Below are 12,661 nucleotides of genomic sequence, written 5' to 3'. Positions count from 1 at the left end.
GACTTACGCCGCTCCCTTCGGATCAACGCCGATGATGATGGTGTTGTCGTCTGCGTAGTAGTGCGGAGGCACCAGCAGGTTGATCGGCGCCGGCACGCCCTGGAACACCCGGCCGGCCATGTCGAAGCGCGACTTGTGGCAGGGGCAGAAGTAGCCGCCCTTCCACTCGGGGTCGAAGGCTTCGGGCCGGATCTCGGCCTTCATTTCCGGCGAACAGCCCAGGTGGGTGCACAGGCCGACCAGCACCGAGATGCTGGGCTTGATCGAACGCAGCTCCGGATTGGCGGCGCGCACGTAGGCCGGCTGCTGATCCAGGTTTTCGGACTTCGGATCGCGCAGATGCCCGTCCAGGGTCGGCAGCGCCTTGAGGATCGCCTCGGAGCGCTTGACGATCCAGATCGGCTGGCCGCGCCATTCCAGGACCAGGCGCTGGCCTTCGGCCAGGGCGCTGATGTCCGCGGTCACCGGCGCACCGGCGAGCTTGGCGCGCGCGCTGGGGTTCCAGGACTTGATGAAGGGTACCGCCGCAAAACCGGCCCCGACCGCACCGACCACTGCCGTGGTCGCCGTCAGGAACCGACGTCGGCCCGTGTTAATAGGATCGTGGACCCCTTGGTTGGCCATCCGGCACTCCGCGAAAGCTGCAATTCGAAGTTACGCCGCACCGACCGGGCACCATGGGGAACTACTTAACCACTGGCGAAAGGCTGGCGGCACAAAAGACGGGGAAGTGTAGCGGAAGCGTTAAGGGCGCGACAATCGGCGGTATTGCAAAACCACGACGCGGTGGCTCGCGGCGGCGGCGATATCCCAGGTCGAGCCCGCAAAAGGCGGCTTATTCGCGCTTAATCGGTCAGCGACGGGGAACCGCAGCGGGCGAACGGCATCGCGCCCGGCATGGGGTGCATGGGCATCGCGCCCCCGCGGGGTGCGCGATCGGCCGTATCGCCGGGATTTCAGCGTCGAAGAGACGGCCTTGCGCTCGATCGCGACCGTATCGGCCGGAGCGCGACAGCCTGGATCAGCCGAGCCGAAACCGCATTCAGCGCGCGACCACCGCCGAACGATAGCGCTGCGCCAGTACCGCCACCCGCTGCACGTAGCGCTGGGTCTCGGCATACGGCGGCACGCCGCGGTACTTGTCGACCGCGCCCTCGCCGGCGTTGTAGCCGGCCGCGGCCAGGGTCAGGTCGCCGTTGAAGCGCTTGAGCAGCCAGGCCAGGTACTGCACCCCGCCCTGGATGTTCTGGTTGGCGTCGAAGGCATTGCCGACACCGAACCGGCGCGCGGTGGCCGGCATCAGCTGCATCAGCCCCTGCGCGCCGACCCGCGACATCGCATTGGGGTTGTAGGCCGATTCGGCGTGGATGATCGCGCGCACGATCGCTTCCTCGACCCCGTGCTGGCGCGCGGCCGCGGCGATCTCGGCCGAGAACGCCGCCGTGTTCAGGCGCAGCGTGCCGAAGTTGACCCCGGGCTGGCTGGCACAGGCGAAGCAGGTCTCGATGAAGCTGTAGCGGATGGTCCGCACCGCGCTGGCGTTGGCCAGCCCCTGCGGCCGCTTGCTGGTGTAGTGGCGCACGCCGTCCTTGATAAAGGAATAGACCTGGCCCTGGACCAGCCGGGTCGGCGCTTGCTGCGGCTTCGGGATCTGCACCGGTGCGCTGACCGGGGCGATCGCGGCGGCATTGGAAGCGGCGTCCGCGGTCGTCGGGGCCATCGCGCCGGGCCGCAGCCCGGCCGCGGCCATGGTCGCGGCCGCGCCGTTGAAGGTGGCCGGCGGATTGTTGTGCGCCGACACCGGCACCCCGCCCGTCCCCGCGCTGGCGGTGACCGCGCCCATCGCCGGCGCCGGCGGCGCGTACGACACCGGGGTCGGATTGCGCGGCCGGCTGGCGCGTTCGGTGTAGGAACTGGCGACCGTGCAGGTCGTGCCCTTGACCTTCTTGCTGACGTAGCTGCGCTCGCCGGCGGCGGTCTCGCAACGCCAAATGGTGCCCGCCCCCGCCGGCGCGAACGCCAGCAGGCAGACCAGTCCCAACAGCAGCGAGCTCCCCCTCATTCGGCGGAGTGTCCCCTGCCCGGCCGAACCTGCCAAGCCCTTGATCCGAAAACGTGACCGCCGGCGCGTCCTGGACCCACCCGCGCCGGCGAGCGGCTACACTGACGCCCCGCTGCACCCAGCCACTCCGGCGCGGATTAACCGCCGCCCTTCCCGGACCCGGACCGCCATGACCGACCTGCATCCCCTGCCCACGGCGCCCGCCGCGGGCACCGCCCGCCCTTCCGTGCCGGGCGCGAAAAAACTCTTCATCGAAACCCACGGCTGCCAGATGAACGAGTACGACTCGGCCAAGATGGCCGACGTGCTCGCCGCCAGCGACGGCCTGGAGCTCACCACCGACGCCAGCGAAGCCGACGTCATCCTGATCAACACCTGCTCGATCCGCGAGAAGGCCCAGGAAAAGGTGTTCAGCCAGCTCGGCCGCTGGAAGCAGCACAAGCAGGGCGAGCGCCAGGTCATCATCGGCGTCGGCGGCTGCGTCGCCTCGCAGGAAGGCGCGGCCATCGTCAAGCGCGCGCCGTATGTGGACCTGGTGTTCGGCCCGCAGACCCTGCACCGCCTGCCCGAGCTGATCCGCGCCAAGCGCGAAACCGGCCTGCCGCAGGTCGACATCAGCTTCCCGGAGATCGAAAAGTTCGACCGCCTGCCTGAGCCGCGCGCCGAAGGCCCGAGCGCGTTCGTCTCGATCATGGAAGGCTGCAGCAAGTACTGCTCGTTCTGCGTGGTGCCCTACACCCGCGGCGAAGAGGTCAGCCGTCCGTTCGAGGACGTGCTGGTCGAGGTCGCGCAACTGGCCGCGCAAGGCGTGCGTGAGATCAATCTGCTCGGCCAGAACGTCAATGCGTATCGCGGGCCGTACGGCGAAGACGGCGAGATCGCCGACCTGGGCTTGTTGATCCGCACCATCGCCGAAATCGACGGCGTCGACCGCATCCGTTTCACCACCTCGCATCCGCTGGAATTCAGCGACTCGCTGGTCGAGGCCTACCGCGACGTACCGCAACTGGCCAACTACCTGCATCTGCCGGTCCAGGCCGGCAGCGACCGCATCCTGTCGGCGATGAAGCGCGGCTACACCGCGCTGGAGTTCAAGCAGAAGATCCGCAAGCTGCGCGCGGTGCGCCCGGACATCTCGATCAGCTCGGATTTCATCGTCGGCTTCCCCGGCGAGACCGACGCGGATTTCGAAAAGACCATGAAGCTGATCGAGGACGTGGGCTTCGACCAATCGTTCTCCTTCATCTACTCGCGCCGCCCCGGCACCCCGGCCGCGGACCTGGAAGACAGCGTGACCGACGCCGAAAAGCACGCGCGCCTGTCGCGCCTGCAGGCGACGATCAACGCCAATTCGTTGCGCATCTCGCAAAGTATGGTCGGCAGCGTCCAGCGCGTACTGATCGAAGGCCCCTCGCGCAAGGACCCGAACGAACTCACCGGCAAGACCGAAAACATGCGTTCGGTGAATTTCCCGGCCCCGCCGCGTTTGATCGGCCAGTTCGTGGATGTGCTGATCACGCAGGCGCTGTCGAATTCGCTGCGTGGGCGGATCCAGTTGAGCGGCGATCAATCCGCGGATTGAGGCGCAGGTGGGTGCGGGCGCCGTCATTCACGGGACGGGGGCGCGCGCCCTCATTCCCGCCAACGCAGCAATCCTGCGACTTTACGCGTCTCTACACGAAGGTCCGTAAAGCCTCACCTTGTGGACCGACGCGGCACGCGAATCGTCGAGCTGAAGCCACTGGATTCCCGCATTCGCGGGAATGACGGCTTGGAGTGCAACCTGGCGCGATCCAATGCCGCAGGTGCAAGCACCTAAACCATTGGCCATTCGCCATCCGCCAAGATCTTCCGAAACCCACCTACCGTCATTCCCGCGAAGGCGGGAATCCAGTGACTTTAGCTTGCACATCCGTCTACTGCTTCAGCTAACGAAGCGAGGATGCGCAAACCTTCGTGAGAAACGTTCGAAGTCTCTGGATTCCCACCTTCGCGGGAATGCCGGCCTGGAGTCCAACCAGGAATGCGGCCGAGTGACGCGATCCACTCAAGCCATAAACCCAATATCGCGCATCGCGAAATTCTCGAGGTTCGGAAAGATCAAATCCAGATCCGCATCCGCCACCCCGAACCACTTCGCCAGCGTCGCCGCGTACTGATCCACCGCGGTGGTCGGAATGATCTGCCCCCAGCCCGCATCGTCGTCGCCGCCGTTGACCAGGGTCGGCATCGTGCCGAAGAACCGCCCCCCGCGCACCGCGCCGCCGACGGCGAAGTGATGCCCGCCCCAACCATGATCGGAGCCGTCGCCGTTCGACGACAAGGTGCGGCCGAAATCCGAAGCGGTGAACGCGGTGACCTGGTCGGCCACGCCCAGTTCGACGGTCGCGGCGTGAAACGCCGTCAGCGCCTGCGAGAGCCGCGACAGCAACGCCGGTTGCTCGCTGAGCAGCCGGTCGTGATGATCGAAGCCGCCCATCGAGACGAAGTACACCTGCCGCTTCAAGCCCAGCACCTCGCGCACCTTGATCATGCGCGCGACCAGCTTGAGCTGCTCGGCCAGATCGTTGTTCGGAAACACGGTCTGCAGGTCCGAGGAGGAATCCAGCGCCGTGCCGACCGCATCGGCGTTTTCCCGCGCGCGCCGGAACGAGTTGGCGTAACTGCGACCGAACGCATGCGGCTGCGCGTTCGGCGCCATCAGCGCCAGGAACGCGCGCCGGCTGTCGCCGTCCCATTCGAACCGGCTGAAATAGCGCGGCCCGCCGTTGCCGATCACATACTGGCTGCCGTTGCCGGCGCGTTGCAGGATGCTTTCGAAATTCAGCGACACCGACATTGGAATGAACGCATCGGGATTGGCGTCGTGGAGCAGATCGGCGATGCGACCGCCCCAACCCAGGTTGCGCCCGTCGCCGGTGCGCGACACCTGCCAGTACTGCTGCTGATCGTTGTGCGAGAACAACTGCGGCGGCAACTCGACCGCATGATTGAGGTAATCGATCTTGCGGGTCGGCCGGATCAGCGTACCGACATTGCCCAGCACCGCCGCATGGCCGCTGTTGAACAGGCCCTGCAGGCCGCTCATGCCGACCGTATCTTCGCCGCCGATCGACGCTTGCAGGCCGTAGTCGGCTCCGTCGGACGCACCACCTCCGGTTTGCGGCAGCAACGGCAGCAATTGATCCTGTTCGACCGCCAAGGTCGCGCGAGCGCTGCGGTACTGCGCGTAGTGGCTGCTGTCGCGCGGGATCACCATGTTCAACGAATCGTTGCCGCCGAACAGGAACACGCACACCAGCGCCTTGTAGTCGTCGAAGCTGGCCGGCCCGTAGGCGCGCGTCGCCGCCTCGACCAGGCGCAGATTGCCGAGCGCCGAGTACAGGCCGGCGCCGCCGAGCGAGGTCACGATCGCATTGCGCAGGAATTCACGACGTTTCATCACGATGTTCTCCAGGGACGCGTCACTTCTGCACCACGTATTCGGGCGAGTTGACGATCAGGTACAAGGCTTCCTGCACCCGCTCGCGCTTGGCCGCGGCGGTGTTGGCCGGCATGCCGTTGAGCCGCTCCAGCAGCACCTGGCGCATCGACGCGCTCATCTGCCCGGACAGAAACAAAATGTTGTAGCGATCGATCAACGCACCCGGGTTGCTTGCCAGCGCCACGTCGCGACTGAGATTGATCGCGATCTCGTCGTCGCCGATGCCGCCGGGATTGCCGACATAGGCGTCGAAGATCTTGCGCATCAAATAGCCCTCGTTCGCCGGCAGCATGTAGTCGGTGGCCAGCTGCAATTCCGGCGCGGCCAACTGCAGTTGCGAAAGCTCGCCGATCGGGCTGTAGCGCGGGCTGAAGAAATTGAACACCGAGGAGGCGTACATCGGCGATTGGCCGAGGTTGCCGTCCAGGGTCCAGAACTCGTCGAGAAAGCCCGACTTCGATTTCGCATTCAGCGCGCGCCACAGATGGGTCAGGCGCAGGATCGGCTCGCGCACCTTGCCGAAATGCTCGGGTTGCGAGGCCGGATCGCGCGCCTCCACGTCCATCAGCACCGCGGTCACTACCGCGCGCAGATCGCCGCGCACGCCCTGGCCGTTGTCGTTGAACGCGGCGGCGACACGGCCAACGTAGGCCGGGCTCGGATTGCTGGTGACCAGACGCTGGATCAACTGCCGCCCGATGAACGGCCCGACATTCGGATGCTGGAAGATATTGTCGAGCGCCGCGTCCAGATCGCTGCGCCCGCTGCCGCCGGCCGCGAGCACGCCGCCGGGCAGCGATACGCCGGTGTAGTTCAACAATTGCTTCGCCTGCGTCGAGGCGTGGTACGCGGCCTGGTTTTCCATCGGCGTGACCCAGGCCGGCGCGCTGGAGTCGTAGTAATAGCAATCGAAATACCCCTGCGCCTGGCAGCCGTTGAAGGTCCAGCCGGTGAACACGTGAGCGAAACCCTTGACCGTGTCCTGGTCGTAGGCGGGGATCGGTTGCTGATTCGCGTCCAGCAGCGGCGTGCCGTCGGCATTGAGCCGCACCAGTCCGACACTGAACAACTGCAACACTTCGCGCGCGTAGTTTTCGTCGGGGCGGATGTTGTTGACCGGGTCGGGTTTCTGGTTCTGCATCATCGACAGGTAGATGCCCATCACCGGATGCAAGGTCACGTCTTCCAGAAGGGTGCGGAAATTGCCGAAGGCGTCGCGCGACAGCGTGTCGTAGTAATGGGTCATGCCGTGCGGCGTGTTGCCGAGCAGGTCCGAGGTCGCATCCGACACCACGAAGATTTCGCTGAGCGCGAACGCCACCCGCTGACGCAATTGATCGCGATGCAGCACGGTCGGCTTGATCGGGTCCTTGCCGCCGAGCGCGTTGACGAACCACGCGTCCAGCCGCCAGTCGCGGCGCACGCTGTCGCCGGTGCCGGCGCGCTGCGCGGCGTTCTTCATGAAGGTCAGCTGCGACGACACCGGGAAACCGACCTGCTCGTTGATCCAGGCCGAATAACCGATCTGCCGCAGTCGCGCGATGTCTTCCAGGGTCGGGCCGAAGGTCGCCTGCGACAAGAAGCGCGCCGCTTCGGCGTCGCTGGCTACCGTGTCCGATACCGCGCGCGGCGCGGGCGCCACGCCGAACGCGCCTGCCGAATCGTTCGCGTTGGCTCGGTCCAATGCGCCCGGATAAGGACCGACGTAATCCGGTGTCGGCGTCACCGTGCGCAACGCGAGGACGAGGCCCAGCACCAGCAGCACGCGCGGCATGCCCATCCACGCCGAGCGCAGAAGTATCGAGTTCATTGCGGGCCCCCAAAGGCTGGCAGTTCGCGCTCGATGCTAGGCGTGCGCGCGCGGCCGAAGCTTGATAGTCGACACACTCGCTGTCATGCCGCAGCCGGTAATCCGGATCGGAAATCACGGATTCCGCTGCCGGTGACAATCGTCATCGCCGGCGAGTGATCGCTACGGCCGGCTCACAGCACTTCGCGTTTCGCGCCGGGATAGCGATCGGGATTTAGCACCACATCGCCGACACCCAGATAGTCGTTCACTTCGACCGCTTTTCCGTTGCGGATCAGTTCGATCTCGGTCTCAGCCACGCAGTAACGCCAATCCGGAAAGTACATCGGATGCGGGGTCTTGAAACAGTACAAGCCGTGGTCGCGATGGTAGATCAGCCAGTACCCATAGGAATTACCGACGGACGGTTTGAGCACGCGCCTGAACTCATCGCCGCTGAGGTGGTACTCGCGCAGCATCGACCATGCGATCAGCGCGACCACGGCCACGAATGCCAGCACCACAGGCAATGCGCGCTTCGACGCGCGCATCGGGTTCGCATTGAAACGCGAGCCCGCAACCTTGGGTGAATTCGTTTCCATCGCGCTGTCCTGTGCTTTCGATGCAATCCGTTTTAGGCCGCCGCACCGCCGCGTTCGGCGCTGCGTGAACGCGGCCTGTCCGCGCAATTAACTTCAAGTTAACAATTTATTTCGGTAGGTCTTGCTGCACCGGTCGCGGGTGATAGAACACGTCCACCCCACCCACTGCAGTTTTAAGGAAAAAACGCCATGAGCAAGAACGCACTGCTTTGCATCGGTTTGTTGTTGGCGATCGCCACCGGTCCGGCCTGGGCGAAGGAAGGCACCGCGGTTCACAACCCCGATGGCAGCTGGGGTTGCGTCGGCGAGGACGGCAAGCCGATTCCGCCGGGCGCCAACGACCGCTGGGAAGGCAAGCCGGTGGTGGGCTCGCCGTGCAAGCCGGCCTCCATGGCAGTCGCCGGCCACATCGGTGTGGATCCCGGCCGCACCTCGAGCGGCTTGCGGCCGACGCGTTCGGTGCAGGCCGGCGCCGCGACCACGGCGAAGGTTGGCGACGTTCAAGCCGCGCCGGCCAGGGCCGCCGACGTCGCGACGGCTTCGTTCGACGCCAAGGGCAGCCTCGGACTGATTGCCGAACCCGCCGGCAAGAGCATCAGAGAGAAAGGCGTCAGTTCGACCAAGTCGCGCTGAGGCGCCGGCGGCGTGAATCCTTCCGGACGCCGCATGCGCGGCGTCCGGATTAAATGCGAGGCGAATTTCCCGCGATCAATCCAGGCGCTTGCTGAAACGCGCCACCGCCGCGCTCATCATCACCGCGATGAAGGCCGCCAGATACAACACGTCCTGCCACAGTTCCCACAGACTCGCGCCGCGCAGCATCACCCCGCGGATCAAGCGCAGGAAATGGGTCATCGGCAACACCTCGGCCAACCATTGCGCGGCCACCGGCATGCCGGCGTAGGGGAACATGAAACCCGACAGCAGGATCGACGGCAGCAGGATGAACACCGTCATCTGCATCGCCTGGAACTGCGAGGCGGCCTTGGTCGAAATCATCAGGCCCAACGCAAGGTTGGCGAGGATCAACAGCACCGCGGCGAGATAGACGTCGAGCACGCTGCCCTTGATCGGCACCGCGAACAGCCAGGTGCCCAGCAACAACACCACCGTGGTCTGGATCAGGCCGATCACCGCATACGGCAGCACCTTGCCGATCATCAATTCGGTGCGGCTGACCGGGGTGGTGATCAACAGCTCCATGTTGCCGCGTTCGCGTTCGCGCACGATCGCGACCGAGGTGAACATCACCATGGTCATGGTCAATATCACTCCGATCAAGCCGGGCACGATATTGACCGGCGAACGCCGCTGCGGGTTGTAGAAGGCGACCACGCCGATCGGCGCGACTTTGCGCGGCGCGACCACCGAGCTGTCGATCGGCAGCTGCGCCAGTTGCGCGGCCGCGCTCTGCACCACCGTGTCGCTGCCGTCGACCATGACCTGGGCGACTTCGCGGCCGTCGATGCGACGGCGTTCGAAATCCGGCGGCACATGCACGCCGACGCTGATCCGGCCCTGGCGCAGCATTTCGACCAGTTGCTGCGGGGTCTGCGCCTGCGCGACCGGCTTGATCACGCCGGTGGCGACCATGTCCATGATCAGCGCGCGCGACGCGGCGGTGTTGGACTGGTCGGCGATCGCGGCATTGAGGCCGCGCGGATTGAGGTTGATCGCGTAGCCGAACAACACCAGTTGCCCGACCGGGATCATCACGATCATCGCCAGGGTGATGCGGTCGCGACGCAACTGGCGGATTTCCTTGAGCACGATCGCCCACAGACGGCGCAGTTTCATGGCGTGGCCTGCTGTGCGGTCGCTGCCGGCGGTTCGTGGCCGCGGGTGGCGGAGACGAACACGTCTTCGAGATTGGGCTTGGCCTTGTCGACCTCGGCGGGCAATCCCGCTTCGCGCAATGCCTGTTCCAGACTCTGCTCGGCGGTATGCGCATCGGCCAGCAACACGCGCAGGCTGTTGCCGACCTGGGCGACGCTGAGCACGCCGGGCAAGCCGACCAGCACCCGCTGCGCCTTGCGCGGTTGCGCGGCGCGCACTTCGATCGCGCGATCGGCGAGCGCGCCGGTCAGTTCGGCCGGGGTGCCGTCGGCGACGAGCTTGCCTTGATCGAGGATCGCCAGGCGATGGCAGCGTTCGGCTTCGTCCATGTAGTGCGTCGACACCAGCAAGGTGGTGCCGGCGTCGGCGAGTTCGAACAGCTTCTCCCAGAAATCGCGGCGCGACTCGGGATCGACCGCGCTGGTCGGCTCGTCCAGGAACAACAGTTCGGGCCCGTGGATCACCGCGCCGGCCAGGGCCAGACGCTGCTTCTGGCCGCCGCTCATGGTGCCGGCGAGCTGTTTCTGGCGATCGGCGAAATGGTATTGCTCGACCAGTTCGTCGATGCGCAGGCGCGCTTTCGCCTTCGGGATGTCCTGCACGGCGGCGAGGAATTCCAGGTTCTCGCGCACGGTGAGGTCTTCGAACAGCGAGAACTTCTGGGTCATGTAGCCGATCCGCCGGCGCAGCGCTTCGGCCTGTTCGGGAATTTTCAGGTCGAGCACTTCGATCTCGCCCGCGCTCGGCGTCAGCAGGCCGCACAGCATGCGGATCGTGGTCGACTTGCCCGAACCGTTCGGGCCGAGGAAGCCGTACACGCAGGCGCGCGGCACGGTCAGATCGACAGCGTCGACCGCGCGCAGTTCGCCGAACTGCTTGCTCATGCCGCGCGCCTTGATCGCGGGCGCTTGGTCGGCGGCTTGCGTGGTGTCGGGCGCGGCGAGCGCGGTGTCGCTCATGGCGCGAACTCGACCCGCACCGGCAATCCGGCCGGCAGATCGGCCGACTTCGCGTCGCTCAGTTCGACTTCGGCCAGATAGCTCAGGCGCGCGGCGTCTTCGCCGGTCAGCGCGTAGTACGGGGTGAAACTGGACTCGCTGCGGATCATCCGCACGCGGCCGTTCCAAGCCTGCTCGCGGCCTTCGATGTAGACCCGCGCCTGGCTGCCCACGCGCACGTCCTGGCGGATCGGCTCGGGCACGTACACCCGCGCATACGGGCGCGCGCCGACCAGCATCACCGCCAGCGGCGAACCGACCGGCGCCTGATCGCCGAGCTTGTACGGCAGGCTGTCGACCACGCCGTCGCGCGGCGCGAGCACGTCGAGTTTGCCGAACGTCACTGCCTGCACTTGCGCTTGCGCCTGTGCGGCGGCGAGCGCGGCCTGGCCTTGGGCGATGTCCTCGCGGCGGCTGCCGTGTTCGAGTTCCAGCAACGCGGCCTGCGCGGCGCGCACCTGCGCCTGCGCGTTGCCGGCGGCGGCGCGGGCGCGGTCGACGTCGGCCGCGGCGATCAACTGCCGCTGGCCGAGCGGCTGCACGCGCGCGTAGTACGCGCTGGCGTCGCGCTGCTGCGCCTGCGCGGCGGCGAGGTTGGCGCGCGCCTGGGCGATGGTTTCGCTGCGCGGGCCGGCTTCGAGTTCGGCCAGGGCATCGGCCGATTGGCGCGCCTGCGCCTGGGCCGCGTTCAATTGCGAACGAGTGCGGTCGAGTTCGAGTTGCAGCACGCGCGTGCCGGCTTTGACGCGTTGGCCTTCACGTACGTCGATGCGGACGATTTTTTCCGCGGCCGGCGCGGGCAAGGTCACGCGGTCCCATTCCAGCGTGCCTAACGCTTGCGGTTGGTGTTTGGCGCAGGCGGCGAGCAGGCTGGCGCTGAGCGAAGCGAGCAGAAAAATCTTTGTCGCTGCACTGAAGCGGGAACCCGCTCGCAGCGACTGCATCGAGAGGTCTTTTGTGGGAGGGGCTTCAGCCCCGACGCTGTTCGATCCGAAACGGCGATCTGACAGGAAAGCATCGGGGCTAAAGCCCCTCCCACAAAAGACTTCGCGCTTTTGCGGCGATCGGGTTGCAGCGAATTCAGCAGGCACGCAAGCACCGCGAACCCGACCCTCAACGCCACGCTCAGCCGCAGATTTGGTTTTCATGTGATCGCCCTCGCCTGTCATGGCATCAACCCCCGGTCGAGCAAAGCCAGCGCATGCCGGCGCTGGGTGTCCAGATCGAGATCGTCCGCGTCGAACATATGCCGCCAGATCGGCGCGCTCGCGGCCGGAAACAGGGTCAATCCGATCAGGCTGACCATCAGCAGGCGCGGGTCGAGGTCGGCATTGATCCGGCCCTCGGCCTGGGCCTGGGCGAAGCGCTTGGCCATCATCTGCGGCAGCACCGGACCGATCTGCTGGAACAGCACGCTTTCGCGCAGCGCGCCGCCCTCGCACAGCACCTCGCGCACCCACAGCGACGGCAGCCACGGATGCTGCGCGACGATGCGGCCGATCCCGGCGACGAAACCGCCGATCAGGTCGAACACGTCCTTGCCCTCGCCCATCAAGCCATCGCGCAGGCTCAGGAACACCGGCACCAGCCGCTCGCTGCTGACCGCTTCCTGTAACTGCTGTTTATCGCCGAAGTAGTAGTGCAGCAGGGCCGGGTTGACCCCGGCCTCGGTGGCGATCGCGCGCAGCGAGGTCGCGGCGATGCCGTGGCGGACATAGCAGGCGATCGCGGCATCGAGCAGGCGCGCGCGCAGGTCGGGATTGTCGGCGGCGACCGGGCGGCCGGGCGCGCGCCTGGGCGCGACGGTCTTGCGCGGGCGGCCGCGCTTGGCGGGGCTGGGAGCATCCATGCGCCATATTTAATTCAATGATTAATTAGTTCGCAAGCGGT

At 66.2% G+C, this 12,661-nt stretch carries 11 protein-coding genes; 2 read left to right on the top strand and 9 right to left on the bottom strand.

All coding sequences use genetic code 11. The features are described from left to right. Positions 1-3: 3 nt before the first annotated feature. The gene (gene petA, locus KME82_RS07170; protein WP_215497914.1) at positions 4-624 is read right to left on the bottom strand and encodes a ubiquinol-cytochrome c reductase iron-sulfur subunit; all 621 of its coding nucleotides are present in this window, start codon (positions 622-624) and stop codon (positions 4-6) included. A gap of 418 nt (positions 625-1,042) precedes the next feature. Further along, positions 1,043-2,062: a lytic transglycosylase domain-containing protein gene (locus KME82_RS07165; protein ID WP_215497913.1), complete on the bottom strand. Its 1,020-nt coding sequence runs from the start codon at positions 2,060-2,062 to the stop codon at positions 1,043-1,045. A gap of 169 nt (positions 2,063-2,231) precedes the next feature. Between KME82_RS07165 and miaB the strand changes: the two genes are divergently transcribed. After that, positions 2,232-3,644, top strand: a complete 1,413-nt coding sequence (gene miaB, locus KME82_RS07160) for a tRNA (N6-isopentenyl adenosine(37)-C2)-methylthiotransferase MiaB (protein WP_215497912.1) — start codon at positions 2,232-2,234, stop codon at positions 3,642-3,644. A gap of 465 nt (positions 3,645-4,109) precedes the next feature. On the opposite strand, the gene KME82_RS07155 is transcribed toward miaB, so the two are convergent. The 3 genes from KME82_RS07155 to KME82_RS07145 form a co-directional block, all read right to left on the bottom strand. Then, on the bottom strand, positions 4,110-5,504 hold the full coding sequence (locus tag KME82_RS07155; RefSeq protein ID WP_215497911.1) for a DUF1501 domain-containing protein: 1,395 nt from the start codon (positions 5,502-5,504) through the stop codon (positions 4,110-4,112). A gap of 22 nt (positions 5,505-5,526) precedes the next feature. Then, positions 5,527-7,356, bottom strand: coding sequence for a DUF1800 domain-containing protein (locus tag KME82_RS07150; protein WP_215497910.1), 1,830 nt, complete (start codon positions 7,354-7,356; stop codon positions 5,527-5,529). Positions 7,357-7,529: 173 nt separating this feature from the next. Further along, complete coding sequence (locus tag KME82_RS07145) at positions 7,530-8,024, bottom strand: hypothetical protein (RefSeq protein WP_215497909.1); 495 nt, start codon at positions 8,022-8,024, stop codon at positions 7,530-7,532. A 102-nt stretch (positions 8,025-8,126) separates the two neighbouring features. On the opposite strand from KME82_RS07145, the gene KME82_RS07140 reads away from it, so the two are divergent. Continuing rightward, positions 8,127-8,570 (top strand): hypothetical protein, encoded by a 444-nt coding sequence (locus KME82_RS07140; protein ID WP_215497908.1) that lies wholly within the window; start codon positions 8,127-8,129, stop codon positions 8,568-8,570. 75 nt (positions 8,571-8,645) lie between these two features. Here KME82_RS07140 and KME82_RS07135 read toward each other — a convergent pair whose 3' ends face one another. From KME82_RS07135 to KME82_RS07120, 4 genes are all read right to left on the bottom strand, one after another. Continuing rightward, positions 8,646-9,734 (bottom strand): ABC transporter permease, encoded by a 1,089-nt coding sequence (locus tag KME82_RS07135; protein ID WP_215497907.1) that lies wholly within the window; start codon positions 9,732-9,734, stop codon positions 8,646-8,648. Beyond that, positions 9,731-10,657, bottom strand: a complete 927-nt coding sequence (locus KME82_RS07130) for an ATP-binding cassette domain-containing protein (protein ID WP_430538833.1) — start codon at positions 10,655-10,657, stop codon at positions 9,731-9,733. The genes KME82_RS07135 and KME82_RS07130 overlap by 4 nt, the downstream gene beginning before the upstream one ends. Before the next feature lie 71 nt (positions 10,658-10,728). After that, positions 10,729-11,715: an HlyD family secretion protein gene (locus tag KME82_RS07125; RefSeq protein WP_215497906.1), complete on the bottom strand. Its 987-nt coding sequence runs from the start codon at positions 11,713-11,715 to the stop codon at positions 10,729-10,731. 221 nt (positions 11,716-11,936) lie between these two features. Continuing rightward, positions 11,937-12,620, bottom strand: a complete 684-nt coding sequence (locus KME82_RS07120; protein ID WP_215497905.1) for a TetR/AcrR family transcriptional regulator — start codon at positions 12,618-12,620, stop codon at positions 11,937-11,939. Positions 12,621-12,661: the final 41 nt, after the last annotated feature.

It is taken from the genome of Lysobacter capsici, assembly GCF_018732085.1.
In the GTDB taxonomy this organism is placed as follows: Bacteria; Pseudomonadota; Gammaproteobacteria; order Xanthomonadales; family Xanthomonadaceae; genus Lysobacter; species Lysobacter capsici_A.
This window is presented reverse-complemented; position numbering and strand designations above follow the sequence as displayed.

Coding starts and splice junctions, on each gene's coding strand:
- petA (WP_215497914.1), bottom strand. CDS start 624: ATGGCCAACCAAGGGGTCCACGATCCTATTAACACGGGCCGACGTCGG.
- KME82_RS07165 (WP_215497913.1), bottom strand. CDS start 2,062: ATGAGGGGGAGCTCGCTGCTGTTGGGACTGGTCTGCCTGCTGGCGTTC.
- miaB (WP_215497912.1), top strand. CDS start 2,232: ATGACCGACCTGCATCCCCTGCCCACGGCGCCCGCCGCGGGCACCGCC.
- KME82_RS07155 (WP_215497911.1), bottom strand. CDS start 5,504: ATGAAACGTCGTGAATTCCTGCGCAATGCGATCGTGACCTCGCTCGGC.
- KME82_RS07150 (WP_215497910.1), bottom strand. CDS start 7,356: ATGAACTCGATACTTCTGCGCTCGGCGTGGATGGGCATGCCGCGCGTG.
- KME82_RS07140 (WP_215497908.1), top strand. CDS start 8,127: ATGAGCAAGAACGCACTGCTTTGCATCGGTTTGTTGTTGGCGATCGCC.
- KME82_RS07135 (WP_215497907.1), bottom strand. CDS start 9,734: ATGAAACTGCGCCGTCTGTGGGCGATCGTGCTCAAGGAAATCCGCCAG.
- KME82_RS07130 (WP_430538833.1), bottom strand. CDS start 10,657: ATGAGCAAGCAGTTCGGCGAACTGCGCGCGGTCGACGCTGTCGATCTG.
- KME82_RS07125 (WP_215497906.1), bottom strand. CDS start 11,715: ATGCAGTCGCTGCGAGCGGGTTCCCGCTTCAGTGCAGCGACAAAGATT.
- KME82_RS07120 (WP_215497905.1), bottom strand. CDS start 12,620: ATGGATGCTCCCAGCCCCGCCAAGCGCGGCCGCCCGCGCAAGACCGTC.